The sequence below is a fragment of the Chromohalobacter canadensis genome (assembly GCF_029544075.1).
GTDB lineage: Bacteria > Pseudomonadota > Gammaproteobacteria > Pseudomonadales > Halomonadaceae > Chromohalobacter > Chromohalobacter canadensis_A.
In genome coordinates, this window is the sequence record NZ_JAJQJH010000011.1 from 40,360 (window position 1) to 58,254 (window position 17,895).

The window sequence follows — 17,895 nt, forward strand, 5'->3', positions numbered from 1 at the left end:
CTCCTTAGGCTGCGACGCGAACCAGGTCTTCCGGGCAGACGCTGATCGTCACCCGGTCGCCGATGTTGTGCATGCGTTGGCCGAGGTTGCTGGCCACCGCCATTAGCGACCGGCCGTTGACGGTCAGGCGGTATTCGATGCGGCTGCCGCGGTAGAGCCGCTCCGCGACCGTCCCCTCGAGCCGGTTGTAGCCCTCAGGTATCTCGCCGTCCAGTTCCAGGGTCTCCGGCCGGATCAGCAGCCAACCGTCCTGAGAGTCGCGTTGCTCGTCGGGATCGAGCCGCAGCCGGCCGAGCTCGGTGTCCACCCAGTCGTCTTCGGCGGCGCTGATGGCAAATAGGTTGTCATGGCCCATGAAGTGAGCCACGAAGGCGTTGATGGGATGCTCGTAGACCTCACTGGGGGCCCCGACCTGCTGAATGGTGCCGCCATTGAGAACGGCGATGCGGTCGGACATGACCATCGCCTCCTGCTGGTCGTGGGTCACGAACACGAAGGTCATGCCGAGCCGCTTCTGCACCCGCAGCAGTTCCACCTGTAACTGGCTACGCAGGCCGGCATCCAGGGCCGAAAGTGGCTCGTCGAGCAGCAGGACGTCAGGCTCGCAAATCAGTGCCCGAGCCAGCGCGATGCGCTGGCGCTGGCCACCGGAGAGCTGATCGACGTGGCGATCGACCAGATCACCGAGCTTTATGAAGTCGGCGATCTCGTCGACCTTGCTGTGGCGCTCAGCCGCTGGCATGCCGCGCATCTTTAGCCCGAAAGCCAGGTTCTCGCGCACCGAAAGATGCGGGAAGAGCGCATAGGACTGGAAGACGGTATTGACGCTGCGTTGATGGGGAGGTGTTTCGGTGATGTCCTTGCCGCCTACCACCAGCGAACCGGCATCCGGCTCTTCGAGTCCGGCGAGGATGCGTAGAAGAGTGGTTTTGCCGCAGCCGGACGGCCCCAGCAGGGTGAAGAACTCGCCGGCCTGGATGTTCAGGTCGACGCCGTCCAAGGCGACGGTATCTCGCCCGAAGCGTTTTTGCAGGCCCTGCATCTCGATCGAAGATGCCTTGTGGTTCGCCCGGTCGCGTTCATTGGCGGCCGGACGAGCGTCCGGATGGTCGGCAATCTCCGCCGTCATGGTCTCGCTCATGGAAGTACCCTCTTCGCTTGTCGTTGGCCTTATTTAGAGACGGTCGCGCAGTTTGTAGAAATTGGTCGCCAGCACCAGCAGCGGCTTGCGCAGAGCATGACCGCCTGGGAAGTGTCGATGTGGCATGGCGGAAAAGACATCGAAACGTTCGCTCTGGCCGGCGATGGCCTCGGCCATCAGCTTGCCGGCCAGTCCGGCCATGGCCATGCCATGGCCGGAGTAGCCTTGGGCATAGTAGAGATTATCGCCCAGACGACCGAAATCGGGCGCTCGATTGAGGGTGATCGCGACATCGCCGCCCCAGCGGTACTCGATGGGTACCCCCTCGAGTACCGGGAACAGCCGGGCAATCTTGGCGTCCATGCGCGCCTGAAGGCGCGGGGGCTCCCGGCCGTCGTAACTGACCTCGCCGCCGTAAATCAGACGTCGATCGGCGCTGAGTCGGTAATAGTCGAGCACGAAGTTGGCATCGGCCAGGGCGTCGTTTTTCGGTAGCACCTTTGCCGCTTGTGCCTCGCTCAGTGGCGCGGTGGCGATCATGTAGTTGGCTGCCCGCATGACGCGACCGGAGAGCTCCGGAACCAGGTCGCCGTGATAGGCATTAGTCGCCAGCACTACGAAATCGGCGGTCACGCTACCATGCTCGGTGGTGACCGTGGCCGGCTGGCCGCGGCGGATCGTGCGTGCGGCGCTATGAGAATGCACGCGTACCCCGGCGCGCTGTGCCGCTCGGGCCAGGCCCAGCGTGTAGTTGAGGGGATGAAGGTGGCCGCCTTCCCGGTTGTATAGGGCCGCCGGATAGGCATCGGTAACTACGTGCTCGCGTAGGGCATCGCCCTCCAGCCACTCGAGAGCTGCATAACCGTAGTCACGGGCCATCTGCTCACGGAAGGTTGTGAGCTCCTTGATATGCCGCGGCTTGACCGCTGCGTGAAGGTAGCCCCAGGTCAAATCGCAGGGAATGGCATGGCGCTCGATCAACTCGGCCGTGAGACGCACCGCCTCACGGCTCATCTCCCATATCTCGCGGGCGCGAGTCAGCCCCAGAGCTTGCTGGACGGTGGTGATGTCGGTGCCCAGACCCGGCAGGATTTGTCCGCCGCTGCGCCCGGAGGCGCCATGGCCGATATCGCCGGCCTCGAGCAATGTCACCGAGTAGCCACGCTCGGCCAGGTGCAGCGCCGTTGAGCAGCCTGTCACCCCGCCACCGATCACGCACACATCGCTCCTTGTTTCGCCTTCAAGGGGCATGGTGGGTTCGAGCTCGACGGCTATGGAGGCCCGGTACCAAGAAACTGGGGTATCGGAGACGGTACTGCACATAGATTCCATCCTGTTATTGTTTTTGAATAATTTATGAGAATACGACAAAAGTCTCACGTCACGGAGGGAAAGTCCCTCGGAGAAGCTAACACGTCGGTTACTTTTCACTTATTCAGCTTATAGCCCAGTTCATCGCTTAGATGTCAGCCCGATTTTTGATGTTCATTTCGGTAGTTGTTGATTTTTAAAAAATCAAATCCCGAGCTTGTCACGCAAGTTGTAGTACCAGGCGCCCATGGCGGTCAGCGGAATCTGCATGGCCCGTCCGCCAGGGAACGAGTGCTGGGGTAGGCCGGCGAAAATATCGAAGCGTTCTGACTGCCCCTGAATGGCGTCACTGATCACTTTGCCCGCCAAGTGGGTGCAGGTGAGGCCATGGCCGCTATACCCTTGTGCGTAGTAGATGTTGTTGCCGATGCGGCCGAATTGGGGCAAGCGGCTTAGTGTTAGCAGGAAGTTGCCGGTCCAGGCAAAATCCACCTTGGTGTCTTTCAATTCAGGGAACGTTTTGAGCATTTTCGGCATGATCAGGGCTTCGACTTGTGCCGGCTCGCGGGCACCATAGGTAACGCCGCCGCCGTAGATCAGCCGGCCATCGCCGGACAGGCGGAAATAGTCAAGGAGATAGTTGCAGTCCTCGACGCAATTGTCTTTCGGTAGTAAACGCTGCCGCACGCTTTCCGGTAGTGGTTCGGTGGCGATGACCTGGGTGCCGCAGGGGATGGCCTTGGATTCCAGCTTTGGCAGCAGGCCATTTAGATAGGCATTACCGGCGACTAGCACGTAGTCTGCTTCAACGTCGCCTTCCTCGGTATGGACGATCGGTTTGTCGCCTTCATGAATTCGCAGTGCCGCGGAGTTCTCGTAGATGGTTCCTCCCTGAGACTCCACGGCGCCGGCTTCGCCGAGTACCAGATTCAAGGGATGGAAATGCCCCCCACTGTGATCGATTAGGCCGCCAACGTAGCGCTCGGTACCCACGTATTGCGGGATGGTATTCTCGTCGAGCAGTTCCAATTGTTCGTGGCCGTGGGCTTCCCAGAGCTTCTTTTTCTCGACCAGCTCCTCGAACTGCTTGCGGTTGCATGCGGCGAAAATACCGCCTTCCTTCAAGTCACACTGGATGTCGTAGTCCTTGACGATACGACGCAGGATGCGGCCGCCCTCGAAGGCCATCTTCCCCATCTCTGCACCGATCTTCTGGCCGTAATGGTGCTCGATGAAGTCGATATCGCGGCTGTAGCTGTTGACGATTTGTCCACCGTTACGGCCGGAAGCACCGAATCCGATGCGGTTGCCTTCCAGGACAACCACTTTGTAGCCATTTTCGGCCATGTGGAGGGCTGTAGACATGCCGGTAAAGCCGGCGCCGACGATGCAGATGTCTGCCTTCACGTGACCCTGTAGGGTCGGACGCACGCGCTTGTCATTGGCGGACGCCGCGTAATAGGACTGAGGATGAGACGTTGCCAGCACGGTTTGCTCCCGAACCATCGTTGTATCTTGGCCAGCCTTGGTTAAATGTTGGCCTTTTGAATTTGCGCTTTGGGATAACGTTACGAAGGGGTGGCAACCCTGTGATATACCCCCTTGGGTATATTTTAAGAGCAAGCCGTCCCAGGAGGCCCCCACGCATCTCTCAGGAGATGCGCACACTCCTTTTTGCGCGTCATGGCAGTGCTTGAAAGCTCGCGCTGGTGACGTTCGTCGCTTTCTTCGTTGACGGCTAAACAAAGAATCGCTTGCATGAATGGGTGTCATGAGGCGCCATGGCGGGTATAAAGAATTCGCTATCTTCGGTATAGGAACACTCATGGCTCGCGCTCCCTTCGAACTCGCCGGTACACGTATTCCGCCCGGCAGCCGGGCACAGATCGATGTACCGGTGGCCAAGCTTTACACCCATGCACCGCTGCATATTCCCGTCGAGGTCGTTCATGGCCGTCAGCCGGGCCCGGTCTTGCTGGTATGTGGTGCCATTCATGGTGATGAGATCAATGGTGTCGAGATCGTGCGCCGGATGCTAAGACTAGCGTCGCTATCGCGCTTGAGGGGCACGCTGATAGCGGTGCCCATCGTCAATGTCTTCGGATTCGTGCAGCAGACGCGTTACCTGCCCGACCGGCGTGACTTGAATCGTTGCTTTCCGGGCAGCGATGTCGGCTCCTTGGGCTCCCGCGTCGCGTCGCTGTTTCGCGAGCAGATCGTCGATCTTGCAACGCATATCGTCGATCTGCATACCGGGGCGATCCATCGCACCAACCTTCCCCAGGTGCGGGCACAAATGAAGGGTAGGCCCGCGACACAGGCCATGGCCGAGGCGTTTGGGGTGCCGGTGATTCTCAATGCCGAATTGCGCGAGGGGAGCCTACGGGAATATGCGCAGTCGCGTGACGTGCCGGTGCTCACCTATGAGGCTGGCGAGGCGCTACGCTTCGACGAGTGGGCGATCGCGCCGGGGGTAAGAGGTGTGCAGCGCGTGATGCGCTTGCTGGGCATGCTACCCACCGACCGGCGGCGGCATGCGCCTGCCGTTGCGGAGGTTGCCAATGGCTCGAGTTGGGCTCGCTCGCCCATCGACGGCATTCTACGCCCCCGGGCGCGGTTGGGTGCGCGCGTCGCACGGGGCGATGTCCTGGGACGCGTTGCCGATCCGTTCGGTAATGCCGAGCAGGAAGTGCTCGCCAACGCGGATGGCATCGTCATCGGTATGAGTAACCTGCCGCTGGCGAACGAGGGCGAAGCACTGTTTCATGTAGCCCGCTTCGATGAAATCGAAGAGGCGGAGAACGCCGTCGAGACGTTTCACTCGGATTTCGAGACGCGCCAAGAGCTATAGCGTCTACTCAGGCGACGGCGCTTTCAGTGTCGAGCTCGCGCACCTTGGCCAGTGCTTCGTCGAACACCTCAAGCCCGGCGCCGTCACGGTGGGCGTTTTCCGACAAGTGACGTCGAAATTGACGCCCGCCGGGGCAGCCTTGGAATAGACCCATCAGGTGTCGGGTGACGTGATTGAGCTTGGCACCGTCGGTCAGGCGTTTGTCGATATAGGACCGCATGGCGCGCGCGGCGTCATGCCGGCTGTCGACGGGAGAAGGCATACCATAGAGTGCAGCATCCACGCCGGCTAGAAGCCAGGGGTTCTGATACGCCTCGCGCCCGATCATCACGCTATCGACCAGATCGAGCTGTGTCTGGCAATCTTCCAGCGTCTTGATACCCCCGTTGATGCCGATATGCAGGTCGGGATGCTGCGTCTTGAGGCGCTGTACGCGAGGGTAATTGAGCGGGGGAACATCACGATTTTCCTTGGGCGAGAGCCCCTCGAGCCAAGCCTTGCGGGCGTGCACGATGAAGACTTCGCAGCCGGCGTCCGCCACCGTGCCGATGAAACGTGCCAGATCGGCGTCCTCGTCCTGTTCGTCAATGCCGATGCGGCACTTGACCGTGACCGGGATCGAGACCGCCGCCTGCATAGCGCGCACCGCCGCCGCGACCTTGTCGGGATGTTCCATGAGGCAGGCACCGATCAGGTTGTTCTGTACCCGATCGCTAGGGCACCCCACGTTCAGGTTAACCTCATCGTAGCCCCATGCCTCGGCGATGGCTGCACATTCCGCCAGCGCAGCCGGATCGCTACCGCCTAGCTGTAGCGCCACGGCATGCTCCACGTCGCTATACCCTAAAAAGCGCTCACGGGGCGAGCCATGCAGGATCGCTCCAGTCGTGACCATCTCGGTGTACAGCAGCGCTTCACGCGTCAGCGTACGGGCAAACGCGCGGTAGTCTCGGGTCGTCCAATCCATCATCGGGGCGATGGAGAAGGTTCTATCTAGTGTGTTGCGCTTTTTCCTAGTGTTCATGGGCTTTCCTGGGCACTAGGCCTTTCCAGATATGCCGATTTATACATACTTTTTGCTACGTTTTGCAGCGTGGTTTGCTACGAATCTGCTACGATACTTCCAGTAAATTTGCTACACGGAAGCGATCTCGATGGCCACTATTAGTAAGCGTAAACGAAAGGATGGGAGTGTCGCATACACTGCCCAGATTCGCATTATGCGGAAGGGCCAAAAGTCTCACTCCGAGGGGAGGACCTTTCCCAAGAAAGCCATGGCGGAAGAGTGGGCTAAGCGCCGCGAGCTTGAGCTGATGAGCCCCGGTGGCCTTCTCACCGCGAAGTGGCGAGGAGTGAAGCTGGAGGATGCCATTGAGCGCTACCTACACGAGTTTGCCCGAGACGCTGGCCGCTCTAAGCGAGCCACCATACAGCAGTTGCAGCGCTTTCCCCTTGCGCGAGCTCAAGTTACCGACCTGACGAGTGAGCAGATCGTGGAGCATGCCGTCATGCGCCGTAATAGCGGCATCAGGCCCTCGACGATCAACCAGGACATTACGTGGCTGGGCATAATCCTCAAGACGGCAGCAGCATGGAAGATGCCGGTGGAGCTCAATGAGTTCGAGTCGGCAAAGGTGCTACTACGTAGCAAAGGGCTGATTTCTCGCTCTGGATCTCGTGATCGGCGGCCTACTGCTGAGGAAGTCGAGCTGATCCGAACCTACTTCCGTCGCTCGCAGTTGATTCGGCCGAGCGCGATCATCCCCATGGAAGACATCATGGACTTCGCCATCGCCTCCTCGAGGCGTCAGGAGGAGATCACCCGCCTCACCTGGGAGGATCTCGATGAACAGGCGATGACCTGCTGGGTACGTGATGCCAAGCATCCTCGGCAGAAATGGGGCAACCACAAGCGCTTCAAGCTGACTCGGGAAGCGATGGCCATCATCAAAAGGCAGCCTCGGATCGCAGGTGAGGAGCGGATTTTCCCCTTCAATGGAAAATCTATAGGGACTCGGTGGAGAGCGGCAACGGCTGCCTGTGGCATCGAAGATCTACGCTTCCATGACCTTCGGCATGAGGCAACGTCGCGCCTGTTCGAGGCAGGCTATGAAATCGTCGAGGTTCAGCAATTCACGCTTCACGAAAGCTGGGATGTGTTGAAGCGCTACACACACCTTCGCCCCGAAAACCTTCAGTTGAAGGGTGAGGGTGCCGACATGGTACCGGCGGCAGAAAGCAAGGCATAGAGAGTCCGTAAATTGCACGCGTTTCCGCCTTCTTGATCGCCCTGGCTATGTTTTTTGCTCTCGAACTCACATGAATGGGCTCTAGATCGCCATCGCGCACGCCAGCCTGCTCGAGATTCTTCCCTGAGTACCGAAAAAGTGCATAAATCCGCATAAATCCTTGCAGCCTTAAAACCCATGTCGAGCCCAGCAACGGCGCGGCCTGGCGCCATAGTGCATGAGTGCATAAAAATCGACACGTTTAGCGCGCAGGCGGGGCGGGGTGTCGACGGCGCGCGGCGGGGCGCGGCGAGGGTGGAGGGGTGGGGTGGTCAGGGGCAGTCACGAAAAAAACCCCGCGAAGTCGCGGGGCGAAGCATCGATCTCGCTTGGTGCTGTCGGCTATGGCTCAGTCGATATCGTGGAATGCCGAGCGCTGACGCGCGGCGGCATGGCGGCTGGCATCTGCCAGGGCGCGCTCGACCTCGGCGCGGACGTACCGGGCGAGGGCCTGTTCGTCCATGCCGGGGCTGGTATTGACCTCGATATTGATGCCTCCTTGAATGTTGACGCCGCCCCCACCGCCGGGCGATTGAAGTGGGGCGCGTGTGTCGATGGGGACATCGTTGGCGATGGGCATCGCGGCGGCAGCAGGTATCGCGGCGGCATCGGGCATCGCGGCGGCAACGGGCAGTGTGGCCGCGCCCAGGGCCATGCCGGCGCCGGCGCGGGTGACGCTCTTGGCAATCTGCGCGATGCGCCGGGCGGGCTCGTTGCGCTGGGCATCCAGACCCTGGTTGAGTCCGTCGATGGTGTAGCCGCCGAACTGGGCGAATACGCGACTGGGTGAATGCATATCGAGCACGCCAGCGAACCAACCTTTTACGCTGCTGGCGATTCCTGTGACTTTGTCTTTCAGCGCGGCGAGCTTGCTGGTGAGCCCGCCGATCAGGCCATCGACGATGAACCCGCCTAGAGATTTGAATTTGTCGGGAATGTCTACCCCTAGCTTTTCGAGTGCGGCTGTGATGCCTCGGTAGAGCAGGCCAATGGGCGACCAGTCGGCCAGTAGTCGCATGACGCTGCCGATGCCGCCGGAGAACGCAGCTTTGATGTCGGCCCAGCGTTGGGCAAACCAGCCGCTGATGGAGCCCCAGTTCTTGTAGATCAGGTAGGCAGCGCCGGCGAGGGCGGCCACGGCGGCGACGATGCCGAGGATGATCCACGTCATTGGGTTTGCTAGAAGAGCGACCCCGGCCCGGCCGATGGCGCTGGCCAACGTGACGAATCCCTTACCCAGGCTCACCAGTGCATTGCCGAGCATCGGCAGCGCCCGCGTCGCTAACGCGTGAGCATGAATACTAACGGTGCGGAAAGCGCTTCCCATCCAGTTCGCGGCTTGCCCAATCGCGCGAAAACCTCCTTTGGCAAGTTTTTTCAGCGCACCGGCCATGCTTTGCGTCATACCTTTCCCTACGGCCCACAGGATATCCCCGAAGGCGCGTAGTCCAAGCGTTACCCCGCTGACCGTCTTCCAGACGCCTTTAAGCGCACTAATTAGTGGCCCTTTTGCTTGACGACCGGTCCACTTCATCGACTTGCCTAACCCTTCCATCGCTTTTCCGCCGCCGGCTAGGCCGCCGATGGCAGTGACTAGTGACAGGACCGAGCCGATAGTCTTGCTGGCGAAGAGGGCGGACATGATGATCGCCAGGTTATCGAACCCGCCGACCATTTCTGCCACGCGTTGAACGATGATCGCTGACGTGCGCGCGAATTCGGCGAGGCCCTTGGCACTCTCGACGATTAATGGCAGTACATCGCGTAGGCCTGAGCGGAAATCTTTCGCGAACTGCTGGACCTGGTCGCGATTGGTTTTCACCCAGCGACTGAATTGTTTGAACAGGTCAGCGAGCTCTGGAGCCAGCTCGCGGCCCAGGATGTTACGCACGCCTTTCAAGGCGCCAGTGGCCCCGCGCCAGGCACGCATGTATTCCTGAGCAGCTTTGGTGTCTTGGGCACCGAGCGTCACGCCCAGCTCATCGGCTTCGTTGACAAGGCGCCGTATTTCATCGGCACCCGCCCCGGCGAATTCGGCTAGTTGCTCGCCGCCTTGTCCGCCGAATAGTTCATCAACGATACGTTGGCGCGCGGCGACGTTTTCCACCTCGCGGAGCTGACCCAGCACCATGTTGAATAGCTCCCCAGTGTCGTTGGAGGCGGCTTCAAGTTGTTCGGGGCTTAGTCCTAAGCGTGTGAAGGCTTCCGCGCCGGGGCCTTTTCCAGTCGAAGTAAACTCATCCGTCCTGAGAGACAGCTCCTTTAGAGCATCGATCATAGCGTCGTTCTGTACGCCGAACTGACTCCCTGCATATTGCAGTCGCGACAGCTGTTCAGTGGCTATCCCAAGTCGGGCAGACCATTGGCGCACTTCTTCGCCACTTGATGCGAAGTTGTGACCGAGGCCGCCGACTGCGGCGGTAGCTACGCCGCCGGCGATTCCGGCGCCGGCGGCTAGGCTGCGCCCGTTATTCAACACGGCGCCCCCACGGGAACGGATGCCGGATAGCCGCTCACGCACGTCCTTGATGCGCTCAAGGCGTTTTTTCTGGCGCTCCAAGGTCTCGTTGAGGCGTTCTTCCTGAGTGCGAAGATCTCGCGCCGCGCGGGTCATGTCCTCGGTACTGACACCAGCTTCGTCGAGGCTGCGTTTTATACCTGAGAGCCGGTCTTGGTGCCCCTGCTGGGCACGGTTCAGATTTTTAACCTGGTCCTCGGCATGACGCGAGCGATCACGATATGTCTTGATTGCGCGGCTGGATTTGTCAAAGGCTTGCTGTTGCGACGTTAGGGCGATACGTGCCTTTTCTAACTCTCCACTGAGCTGCTTATTTGGCTCGGTAGCTTGGGCAACTTGCTTAGCGAGCTTGTCATATTGCCTTCGCGTAGATGTCAGGCTGGCTTTGATATTGACATGGCGCTCACGTTGCCCTTCCAGGGCTTTGGAATACTCCTTTTGCTTCTCAGTCATCTCATCGATGGTGCGCTGGTTGCCGCGCATGGCCCAACGGGTCTGACGATAAGCGCTGACATCCTTCTGTTGCTTGTTGAGATCGCGCAGTTGGTCTTTGCTGGCCCTTATAGCCTCGGCGGTTTTGCCGCTGCCCTTAGTGATCTTCTTGAGGGGGCTGGTGATCTTGTCGATCGCTTGAAGCCTAACTTGAAGGCTCAGATCCTTCGCCATATCAGCCGCCTCCTTGGGCGACCAGCGCCTCGGCATCTGTATCGGTCATAGCTTCCAGGTCGCGTCGCAGGCGCTGCCGATCCTCGGCGGCGAGGGTGTGGAAGCCGTGACCTTCGCTTTTTTTCGGCGGCGGTAGCGAGATGCTGTTCGCCATACATTGCTGACGGGCTTCCCAGGCATCCAACTGAAGCAGTTCCATCAGCGTTGAGGATTTCTCGCGCAAGCCGATGAGCTTCTCGCGGGCTTCTTCCTGGTCGGTCTCGCCAGCGTGGTCCAGTGCAACTAGGGAGCGCTCAATTTTGAGCTGTGCCTTGCGCAGCCGCTTGCAACGACGGCGGCACTGCATGTAATTCTTCCGGCTCATGGCATCATGCTCTCTTTTCGTGGTGTGGCGATGCTGGGACCGTGCGGCCCCAGCAGTTCCGTCAGGTGGCCTGTTTCTTCAGAATGCGTTCCAGCTCGGCTTTGCGGCGGCCGATTCTGATGCCGTTGCCCATCTCAGATACCGGAGCCTCGCAGGGAAGTGGGTCGATCTTCTCCGGGGCGTCGCCAGCCGAGATGCCCTCGCCTTGAATCTGCTGGAGGTGTTTCATAGCTATTTCGCCAACGGCGATAGCCTGGCGACGGTGGATTTCTTTATCGACGGCGGGCCGTGAAGTTTCGGTTAAGTGTCCCCGGATGGCTTTTCCGGGGAAGGAAGACACGTCGAGGCCGTGAGTGGCCATGAACCCCACATCGTTATAAACATCCTTCTCCAGGCGCTCGAAGATGGTTGGTAACGCGCCTAGCAGCTCCTTGCCTTGTCCGGAGGCAAATACCGCTTCAGCGGCTTTGGTAAGCTGTTCGTGCGCTGTGGCGTAGTGGAGTTCCTCGGCAGCTCGGTGATAGGCGGTTCGGGCGCCGTGGGTCAGGATTTGATGGTATTCCACCAACGGTGCCTGTTCCTCGATCATGTCACGCTGGTATCTAGTCTGCTCAGCCAGGGAGCGCTCCTGTTCCTGAAACTCGCGAACCTCTTTGGTGGGCTCGCCCTTGGCGGCGCGCATGGCGTCCCGCCATCCGGCGGCAGCGGACTTGGCTTCCGCCTGAGATGCCTGTTCCAGCTTGCTCAACCGGTCGAGCGTCTTGGCGGCGTCTTGAAGCTCTTCGCGTTGCTTCAGGTACTCAGCACGAGCCGTCTCAAGTCGGATTCCGGCCGTGGCTGCGGTGCGATATGGGGCGGGGACGATACTCATGGTCTCTTCTCCAGTGATGGTAGTGGTGGTCATGCATGCTGCGTGGAAAAAGGTGTAGTAGGGGCCGGGGCCTCCCACAGCCCCGCTGCGATCAATCGCGCCTCCTCGGCGCTCATCTGGCCGCCCCGCGGGCTACGCGTACGCTTGCGGTTGATACCGAGCATTAGGCTTGACCAATTTGAGCGTTCCTGACGTTCGGCGGGGGGCTCGAAGAACATCGCGGCCAGGCGAAGGGCAGTCTCGTCGTCGATGCCGAGTCTGCGGCGCTGCTCAGCCTCGGCGCTCGAGATCAGCAGGTGCCACAGGGCCTGCGACTCGGCGGTGACGGGATTTTGAGGTGCCGGCCCCTGGTCTTCGACCGGCCCAGTGGCTTCCTCGAAGCTTTCCAACTCCGGAGGAAAGTACTCAGGTGCGCCCCATTCTGGCTGCGGAGCGAACTTCTGGTGGAGGGCGACTCGGAGCTGGTGTTCATACTCCTCGAGGCCTTCCATCTCAGCCCTGACTTCGGTGCTGGCCCGCCATGCTTTGTATCGCTTTTCTTGGTCATGGGCCTCCTGCGGGTCTGGCTGTCGGGGCTCGATATCAGGCCCCGTACAGTTATTCACACGAGTCCAAGGCTCCGCGACTGCGTCGCTCCGCTGTCCTGCAGCCTCCGTTGGCTTGATTTCCCAGCGATAGACACGGGTCATAAAAGATGCCTCTCCGGTATCGCTAGTGACAGTGATGCCAATGGTTGCCTCGACGGGCTCGCCGTAAATTCCGAGCTTCTCCAGATCGACACGAATCTCGCCGCTATTTGGGTCGACGTGCTCACCCTTCGGGTCGAGGCGAGTCATTCGCCACGGGCGAGCTGGACGCTCGGTCATGGGAACGCAAGGCCCGCCACACAGCTCCAGGAAATTGTCCCAGCGGCTGCCGTTCGCGGCGCGTCGTAGGTCGTGGAGGATGGCCAGCGCCTCTGGGTCGGGCTTGGTAGCCGCGATCCAGTCTTCGAAACAGGAGGCGGCGAAGGAATCGTCATCGGGATCGCGCAGGCGGCGCAGCTCGCGCCACACCGTCACGCTCGGCAAGCCAAAGAACTGAAACTGACGGATGCCGTGGACCGATGCCCAGGCGGCGATCCGCGGCGCTGCGACATCCATTGGGCGACCATACTGGTCGACCTCGTCGCTACGCTGGGTGCAATTGATGTTCTTGGCGACATACTTGATGACGTAGCCGGCGGCGCTACCCTTGGTGGGGTCGATGTGCTCGAACCTGATACGAACATGCTCCTTGCCGGCGACCTCCTCGGGGTCGATCGACATGGCATAGCGGCGAAGGGAAGCCTCCAGTGGCTTGATCTGGTCCTCGGCGACCCACAACAGCATGTGCCAGTGCGGGCATCCGTCGTGATGGGGTTCGACGGTACGAATGCCGTAATAGGCGATACCGTCGCGCTTCAACTTGGCCCGGGCCCGAGTCCATAGCTTTTGCAGCTGGGCGTGAGCATCACGCGGGGTCGAACCGTTGTATTTAGGGTTGGACTGCCCGCTTTCCTGAAGTACTGCATGCCAAGCACTAGGTAAGGTCCAAGTGACGAACACTGCACGATGCCCATGGCGATGGGCGAAGGCCTCGGTCTCGCGGATCCGCATCATCGTTTCCTTGAAACGGATGTCGCGGTTGCCCACGCTCTTTGCGGACAGCTCGGCTAGGGTGTATTTCTGTTCGAACTGGTTGATCGCCGTGGTGCCCTCGAGCATCTCCAGGTTCTCGTTCTGCCGGCGCTGCCAGCGCTTGAACACCATGTCGCTGACATAGATCCCGGCACGCTTGTGCACTCGGCGTACCATTCGCATGAACTGATCGAGGCGTCGGTTCGCCAGCGTGCGCAGCTTACGCCGCCACCATGGTGCCGATCCCAACTTGCTTAGTATGACGCGCCGCTGGGAACCGCTCAGGCGCTTGAGCTCGACCACAGGGGCTACGTCCAGGCTGTGCTTGTGGGCGATCTCTAGTCCTTCGCGAAGGCTCTCGATCTCGGCATCCCGGCTGGTTGGCCATACATGGCGGCGGAAGGTTAATCCGGCGAGCCTGGTGTCTGCCGGCAGTGCGGGTCGCCAGAAATGTCCGCGACGAGCCTCCGCATAGCCGGCTCGAACTGTTCGGTAATGGCGTTCTTGGGTCGCGACGATAGCGTCTGCCTTGGCACGCGCGTAGTCCTCTAGAGCCTCATCCTCGTGGGTCACGTTGAAGGGGCCGAGCATAAGTTGCTTCTGCATAATGCGAAGCCAAATATTCGCTTCGGCGTTACCGCGATTGCCCGGTTTGCTGTAACCGTGGGTGGTGGCCACTGCCACAGCACCGCAGATAAGATCGTCTGCGACGGCCTCGAAACGTTCGAAGATCTGCCGGCGGAACTTCCGGCATTGAGGTGTCCCCATGGCCCGTTCGACCTCACGGGCGGCGCTGACCATCAACGGCCACTTCATGGTAGTCATGGGCGACCCTCCCAAGGCGTATCGAGGCGGGTCGAGCGTTGCGAAAGGTTGCGCAACCTTGGGGCTATGCTAATCTTGGGAACGGAATCAAATGCGGTGTGGGCCCCCATGGGATTGTGGCGATCCCCGGGGCCTTTTGCGTTTCTGGCCACTGCTAAACCTCCTTCCCCTTGGCCAACCGGCTTTTGTCGGCCACGCTGAAACCCTTTGCCGCCGGCGTGCTATGCTCGCCTTTGGTGCGCTGCCAATATCCTTCAGTTTTGATGGCCGTGTTGACCGCCTTCTGTATCGCTGGCCAGTCGCTGGCGTAGAAGGTTATTCGCTCGTTGAGAATGCTCAGGGTGATGACGCGCTTCGCCATGCTGGCTCCTCGCCTTCCGGCATCGTTAGCTTTCAACTGGGTTTATATTCTGGTCGTAGTGCCCCTCCATCGGACGGGCAACCGCGCGGCGATCGAGCCGAGCGATCAACGCCCGACCACCGCCCAACGGTGACGCCTCTCGTTGCTCGCCCAAGGGAAGATCCTCCAGGGACACGGTAGGATCGGCATTTAGTTGCAGGGCGCTGGTCACCGCCTGGCTGAGCGCCGCCCACTCGTTGGGATGGATCTCGAGACTGCCGCCGCCCGGGCGGCTCAGAGTCAGCGTCTTATGGGTCGTGGTGGTCATTACTATCTCCTCAGCAATCGGTGAGATGAGTCATTGCAATGGCCACGCCCAACGGATGTCGGTGGAAGACCTGGCTGCCATTCGGGCGTGGGATCGTCGACAGCTTCTCGGTTTTCACACCGGCATCTTCCAGTCCTTCCTTGAGAGAAAGGAACATCTCGACGGCTTCGTTCTCGTCGCATTCGTGGTCGACGCCGGCGACGTCTACATGGATAGTTCGCATAGTGGCTCCTAGTCAGATGGGGGTGGCACTTTGCTGCGCGGAGGTGCCATGACGCTTCCAGGTTCCAGCGCCCTGGTAGTGGACGCGGCGCGCTTTTAACTCCTGAAACCACGCCGCTACTTCTGTGCTCAGAAAGGCCGTAATATGTGCTGACACCTGGACCGGTTCAGGAAACCGGCCGTTGGCCGCCATGTTGGCCAACGTGCTGCGTGACAAGCCGGTAATCTCCTCGACCTCCGGCCAGCGCATCAGGCGCACCGTTGCTTGCTCCTCAACTCGCTCGTTCTCGCTCATTACCTCAACACCTCTGGTCGCTCACCGATTTCGCTATTTCCCGCCCCATGCTTCTGCATCGTCCTAACCGGCTGCGTGGCCAGGATTTACCACTTGCTTGTAGGCCCTTGGTCGCCTTGGGACGCCCTGGTGACAAGGGTCGCCGCAAGAGGCCACTAGTGCGATCAGGGCGATTTGTGCGAACGTCACCGCACAAGTAAGCGATGCCTTGGTGGCCTTTTGCTCGGCTTTCCCTGCTTTTAGGCACCTTGGCGATAGGTTCACCACTGTGGGGCCCGATGGCGAGCTGTCGCTGTTGTAAATGGCGTTTTTACAACGCAGCTTTACCGGCTCCGTCTCTCGCATCCGAATCTATATGATGGAATGCGGATCCAGGCCTTCACTCGGTGAGGGAACGCCTTGGACCAGGCCGCCGGCCTTGTTGATGAGGGCTACCGTCGTCCATGGCCCAGACTTACCGTAAAAGACGTGCACTCCCTGCTGCCGAAGGCAACGCTCGACATCGCCGGGTCGTTGATATCCCGTAATTGCTTTCAGGTCGTCGCAGTTGAGTACGTCATGTCGGCACATCGCTTCTGTCCCTAGTCGAGAATTGGCAATTGGATGCTTATTTGGGACGGAATCTCCCGTGATGGGATGCGCGGTAGAGGTCCGATGCATCGGCCGCCAGAATCTGGGCGGCTTGAGCGACGTTGGCCAGGTCGTGACGATGTAGATGCGTGGCGACCTCAAGGCTGGCGATCGTCTCCAACATGCCGCGAGCCGCCTCCAGTCGTGCCTCGGCGTTGTCGTACAGGGTTTCGGCACTGCATGTTTCATCGACTACAAGCGCGGGCTCGTGGCCGAGTTGGTAGGTCAGGGGGGTTAGCTGGGTCATGCAGCTACCTCCCGGCGCACGGCTTCGGCATTCTCGGCAACATACCGGTGCATGCCGACCGCCTGTTCCTCAACGGCTTCGAGATTCTCGACCACTAGGGCTAGCAGGGCGGCAAGATCGTCCTGATTGACTTCTACTGTCGGGATCGCGCCGTGCGGTTGGTACTCGACCAGTTCATGCACCAGGGCCAGTGAGCGACGGGCGCGCTGAAGTTGAGTCAGCGCGGTTTCATCGAGTGCCCACCAGTCACACAGGGCATAGGAACGCAGAGATTTGCGAATCATATCGGCTGCCTCACTCATTTACGGCGGCCCACCACTGGCGAGCCTCGGCTTTGCGCTGATCCAGGTACCCGGCGAGATCGCCGGCACTGACCAGCCACGGGGACTTTTGCGAATCGACGGCGCGATAGGCTGGCACTGGCAGAGCCTGGGCGGCAGCGCGGGCACTGGCCGTGCGCGCGTTGACGCCAAAATAGCGCGGCGCGACCTCCTCGAGAGGGATTTCGGCGCGACCGTCGAATTCGGCGAGCAAGCCAAAGTAGGTAGGTCCCATCACTTATCCCCCTTTTCGCTGAGTGAGTGGCCAACGTTATCGAGGTTGTCGGCGATTTCCTGAATGAGTTCGATGTGGCCTCGTGTTGCAGCGATGTCGATGTGACGGCCGATTCGACACTCTTCCTCTAAGGTGTGGGCCAGATGGCGAAGGGCGAGCTGGCTGGTCCTCAACTCGGCGTGGAGCTGATGGCGTAGCCGTGTCTTGGCGGCTTTCAGGTGTGCATTCATCAATGCACCTCCTCGGCTATCGAGGCCGTTGGAGCGGTGGTTTGATTGGGAGTTATTACAGGGTGGGAGTCGTCGAGCGGGTAGAGCAGCCGCAGTAGCTCGGTGTGCGTGGCTGGGTCGATTGCGCCGAGTACTAGTGCCATGCGAGCCATGCCCAGTATCTCTTCACGTTGCTCGGGTCGGCGATTGATTCGGTAGGCCACCAGGCGGGCACCAATGGCGTGGACGGCACGCTGATGCGCGGAGACCTGACGGTAATAGCGGTGGGCACCAGAATTGCATTCCGGGCAAGAGTTGATAATATCCATGATGTCTGTTCCATCCCAATAGTGTTCGGACATTGAGGCCCTGGGTGTTGGCGCACCTGGGGTCTCGTCGTTTCTAACCGGCACGCTGTGTGCTGTGTTGCATGACTTCCTTCAGTAGCTGATTGATCAACCAGGTTTGGGGTCGATCATCCGCTTTCGCTTTTGTCTCGATCCAGGCTTTCACCGCGGGCTCTAGCCGGATCTTCATCTGTGGATCTGTTCGTTTCATCGTCAGGTCCTTAGTGCA

20 protein-coding genes are annotated in these 17,895 nt (G+C 60.2%); 2 read left to right on the forward strand and 18 right to left on the reverse strand.

Annotated elements, in window-relative coordinates:
• Window positions 1–4: 4 nt before the first annotated feature.
• The 3 genes from LUN51_RS13025 to LUN51_RS13035 all read right to left on the reverse strand — a co-directional run bounded on the left by LUN51_RS13025 (window position 5) and on the right by LUN51_RS13035 (window position 3,940).
• A complete protein-coding gene (locus tag LUN51_RS13025) occupies window positions 5–1,141 on the reverse strand; it encodes an ABC transporter ATP-binding protein (protein WP_277811612.1) in 1,137 nt (378 codons plus the stop codon).
• A gap of 33 nt (window positions 1,142–1,174) precedes the next feature.
• The gene (locus LUN51_RS13030; protein ID WP_277811613.1) at window positions 1,175–2,464 is read right to left on the reverse strand and encodes an NAD(P)/FAD-dependent oxidoreductase; all 1,290 of its coding nucleotides are present in this window, start codon (window positions 2,462–2,464) and stop codon (window positions 1,175–1,177) included.
• A gap of 192 nt (window positions 2,465–2,656) precedes the next feature.
• On the reverse strand, window positions 2,657–3,940 hold the full coding sequence (locus tag LUN51_RS13035) for an NAD(P)/FAD-dependent oxidoreductase (RefSeq protein WP_431355578.1): 1,284 nt from the start codon (window positions 3,938–3,940) through the stop codon (window positions 2,657–2,659).
• Between the two features lie 337 nt (window positions 3,941–4,277).
• Between LUN51_RS13035 and LUN51_RS13040 the strand changes: the two genes are divergently transcribed.
• Entirely contained in the window at window positions 4,278–5,303 is a 1,026-nt protein-coding gene (locus LUN51_RS13040) for a succinylglutamate desuccinylase/aspartoacylase family protein (protein ID WP_277811615.1), read from the forward strand.
• Window positions 5,304–5,310: 7 nt separating this feature from the next.
• Here the strand turns inward: LUN51_RS13040 and dusA are convergent, their stop codons facing one another.
• Window positions 5,311–6,327 carry a tRNA dihydrouridine(20/20a) synthase DusA gene (gene dusA / locus LUN51_RS13045; protein ID WP_277811616.1) on the reverse strand — a complete coding sequence of 339 codons (1,017 nt, stop codon included), beginning with the start codon at window positions 6,325–6,327 and terminating at the stop codon, window positions 5,311–5,313.
• Window positions 6,328–6,457: 130 nt separating this feature from the next.
• Here dusA and LUN51_RS13050 point away from each other — a divergent pair, with 130 nt between their 5' ends.
• A complete protein-coding gene (locus tag LUN51_RS13050; protein WP_277811617.1) occupies window positions 6,458–7,552 on the forward strand; it encodes a tyrosine-type recombinase/integrase in 1,095 nt (364 codons plus the stop codon).
• 388 nt (window positions 7,553–7,940) lie between these two features.
• Here the strand turns inward: LUN51_RS13050 and LUN51_RS13055 are convergent, their stop codons facing one another.
• The 14 genes from LUN51_RS13055 to LUN51_RS13120 all read right to left on the reverse strand — a co-directional run bounded on the left by LUN51_RS13055 (window position 7,941) and on the right by LUN51_RS13120 (window position 17,877).
• Window positions 7,941–10,775 (reverse strand): hypothetical protein, encoded by a 2,835-nt coding sequence (locus LUN51_RS13055; protein WP_277811618.1) that lies wholly within the window; start codon window positions 10,773–10,775, stop codon window positions 7,941–7,943.
• A 1-nt stretch (window position 10,776) separates the two neighbouring features.
• Entirely contained in the window at window positions 10,777–11,139 is a 363-nt protein-coding gene (locus tag LUN51_RS13060) for a hypothetical protein (RefSeq protein WP_246920737.1), read from the reverse strand.
• A gap of 61 nt (window positions 11,140–11,200) precedes the next feature.
• The gene (locus LUN51_RS13065) at window positions 11,201–12,010 is read right to left on the reverse strand and encodes a hypothetical protein (protein ID WP_277811619.1); all 810 of its coding nucleotides are present in this window, start codon (window positions 12,008–12,010) and stop codon (window positions 11,201–11,203) included.
• A 29-nt stretch (window positions 12,011–12,039) separates the two neighbouring features.
• Entirely contained in the window at window positions 12,040–14,493 is a 2,454-nt protein-coding gene (locus tag LUN51_RS13070) for a replication endonuclease (protein ID WP_277811620.1), read from the reverse strand.
• Between the two features lie 154 nt (window positions 14,494–14,647).
• Window positions 14,648–14,854, reverse strand: coding sequence for a hypothetical protein (locus tag LUN51_RS13075; RefSeq protein WP_246920743.1), 207 nt, complete (start codon window positions 14,852–14,854; stop codon window positions 14,648–14,650).
• Window positions 14,855–14,879: 25 nt separating this feature from the next.
• Window positions 14,880–15,161, reverse strand: a complete 282-nt coding sequence (locus tag LUN51_RS13080; RefSeq protein WP_246920745.1) for a hypothetical protein — start codon at window positions 15,159–15,161, stop codon at window positions 14,880–14,882.
• A 10-nt stretch (window positions 15,162–15,171) separates the two neighbouring features.
• Complete coding sequence (locus LUN51_RS13085) at window positions 15,172–15,384, reverse strand: hypothetical protein (RefSeq protein WP_246920747.1); 213 nt, start codon at window positions 15,382–15,384, stop codon at window positions 15,172–15,174.
• Between the two features lie 12 nt (window positions 15,385–15,396).
• Window positions 15,397–15,678, reverse strand: coding sequence for a helix-turn-helix transcriptional regulator (locus LUN51_RS13090; protein ID WP_277811621.1), 282 nt, complete (start codon window positions 15,676–15,678; stop codon window positions 15,397–15,399).
• 607 nt (window positions 15,679–16,285) lie between these two features.
• Entirely contained in the window at window positions 16,286–16,555 is a 270-nt protein-coding gene (locus LUN51_RS13095; protein WP_277811622.1) for a hypothetical protein, read from the reverse strand.
• Window positions 16,552–16,839, reverse strand: coding sequence for a hypothetical protein (locus LUN51_RS13100; protein ID WP_277811623.1), 288 nt, complete (start codon window positions 16,837–16,839; stop codon window positions 16,552–16,554). The genes LUN51_RS13095 and LUN51_RS13100 overlap by 4 nt, the downstream gene beginning before the upstream one ends.
• Before the next feature lie 10 nt (window positions 16,840–16,849).
• On the reverse strand, window positions 16,850–17,110 hold the full coding sequence (locus tag LUN51_RS13105) for a pyocin activator PrtN family protein (protein WP_246920983.1): 261 nt from the start codon (window positions 17,108–17,110) through the stop codon (window positions 16,850–16,852).
• Window positions 17,110–17,340, reverse strand: coding sequence for a hypothetical protein (locus tag LUN51_RS13110; RefSeq protein WP_277811624.1), 231 nt, complete (start codon window positions 17,338–17,340; stop codon window positions 17,110–17,112). The genes LUN51_RS13105 and LUN51_RS13110 overlap by 1 nt, the downstream gene beginning before the upstream one ends.
• A complete protein-coding gene (locus LUN51_RS13115) occupies window positions 17,340–17,648 on the reverse strand; it encodes a hypothetical protein (protein WP_246920760.1) in 309 nt (102 codons plus the stop codon). The genes LUN51_RS13110 and LUN51_RS13115 overlap by 1 nt, the downstream gene beginning before the upstream one ends.
• 73 nt (window positions 17,649–17,721) lie before the next feature.
• Window positions 17,722–17,877 (reverse strand): hypothetical protein, encoded by a 156-nt coding sequence (locus LUN51_RS13120; protein WP_277811625.1) that lies wholly within the window; start codon window positions 17,875–17,877, stop codon window positions 17,722–17,724.
• Window positions 17,878–17,895 lie beyond the last annotated feature (18 nt).

Coding starts and splice junctions, on each gene's coding strand:
- LUN51_RS13070 (WP_277811620.1), bottom strand. CDS start 14,493: ATGACTACCATGAAGTGGCCGTTGATGGTCAGCGCCGCCCGTGAGGTC.
- LUN51_RS13110 (WP_277811624.1), bottom strand. CDS start 17,340: ATGAATGCACACCTGAAAGCCGCCAAGACACGGCTACGCCATCAGCTC.
- LUN51_RS13100 (WP_277811623.1), bottom strand. CDS start 16,839: ATGATTCGCAAATCTCTGCGTTCCTATGCCCTGTGTGACTGGTGGGCA.
- LUN51_RS13040 (WP_277811615.1), top strand. CDS start 4,278: ATGGCTCGCGCTCCCTTCGAACTCGCCGGTACACGTATTCCGCCCGGC.
- LUN51_RS13075 (WP_246920743.1), bottom strand. CDS start 14,854: ATGGCGAAGCGCGTCATCACCCTGAGCATTCTCAACGAGCGAATAACC.
- LUN51_RS13025 (WP_277811612.1), bottom strand. CDS start 1,141: ATGAGCGAGACCATGACGGCGGAGATTGCCGACCATCCGGACGCTCGT.
- LUN51_RS13050 (WP_277811617.1), top strand. CDS start 6,458: ATGGCCACTATTAGTAAGCGTAAACGAAAGGATGGGAGTGTCGCATAC.
- LUN51_RS13115 (WP_246920760.1), bottom strand. CDS start 17,648: ATGGATATTATCAACTCTTGCCCGGAATGCAATTCTGGTGCCCACCGC.
- dusA (WP_277811616.1), bottom strand. CDS start 6,327: ATGAACACTAGGAAAAAGCGCAACACACTAGATAGAACCTTCTCCATC.
- LUN51_RS13060 (WP_246920737.1), bottom strand. CDS start 11,139: ATGAGCCGGAAGAATTACATGCAGTGCCGCCGTCGTTGCAAGCGGCTG.
- LUN51_RS13085 (WP_246920747.1), bottom strand. CDS start 15,384: ATGCGAACTATCCATGTAGACGTCGCCGGCGTCGACCACGAATGCGAC.
- LUN51_RS13055 (WP_277811618.1), bottom strand. CDS start 10,775: ATGGCGAAGGATCTGAGCCTTCAAGTTAGGCTTCAAGCGATCGACAAG.
- LUN51_RS13095 (WP_277811622.1), bottom strand. CDS start 16,555: ATGACCCAGCTAACCCCCCTGACCTACCAACTCGGCCACGAGCCCGCG.
- LUN51_RS13090 (WP_277811621.1), bottom strand. CDS start 15,678: ATGAGCGAGAACGAGCGAGTTGAGGAGCAAGCAACGGTGCGCCTGATG.
- LUN51_RS13030 (WP_277811613.1), bottom strand. CDS start 2,464: ATGTGCAGTACCGTCTCCGATACCCCAGTTTCTTGGTACCGGGCCTCC.
- LUN51_RS13065 (WP_277811619.1), bottom strand. CDS start 12,010: ATGAGTATCGTCCCCGCCCCATATCGCACCGCAGCCACGGCCGGAATC.
- LUN51_RS13080 (WP_246920745.1), bottom strand. CDS start 15,161: ATGACCACCACGACCCATAAGACGCTGACTCTGAGCCGCCCGGGCGGC.
- LUN51_RS13120 (WP_277811625.1), bottom strand. CDS start 17,877: ATGAAACGAACAGATCCACAGATGAAGATCCGGCTAGAGCCCGCGGTG.
- LUN51_RS13105 (WP_246920983.1), bottom strand. CDS start 17,110: ATGGGACCTACCTACTTTGGCTTGCTCGCCGAATTCGACGGTCGCGCC.